The following is a 251-nucleotide window of genomic DNA, read 5'->3' as shown; positions in this document are numbered from 1 at the left end:
AACAAGGCTTCTCAATGGATCATATTACCGAATTATTTTGTATTTTGGATGATTTCTGCAAAAAATTTAATGAATCTTTAGAGAAAGCTTTAATTTCTAATCAAAAAACCAAGTTGAAAAAGTCAGCTTTAAGCTTGTCCGAAGCAATGACCATTGTCATTTTATTTCATCAATCCGGTTTTAGATTCTTCAAATATTTTTATTGCCAAATGATCGTTCCATTCTGGAAATCTGCTTTTCCTAAACTGCTT

1 pseudogene is annotated in these 251 nt (G+C 30.3%); it reads left to right on the top strand.

Going from position 1 to position 251, the window contains the following annotated elements:
* Positions 1-14: 14 nt before the first annotated feature.
* Positions 15-251 (top strand): annotated as a pseudogene (locus tag WFH18_RS18120) (IS982 family transposase); the annotation flags it as partial.

The sequence above is a fragment of the Acinetobacter sp. USHLN143 genome, from assembly GCF_037145695.1.
In the GTDB taxonomy this organism is placed as follows: domain Bacteria; phylum Pseudomonadota; class Gammaproteobacteria; order Pseudomonadales; family Moraxellaceae; genus Acinetobacter; species Acinetobacter fasciculus.
This window is presented reverse-complemented; position numbering and strand designations above follow the sequence as displayed.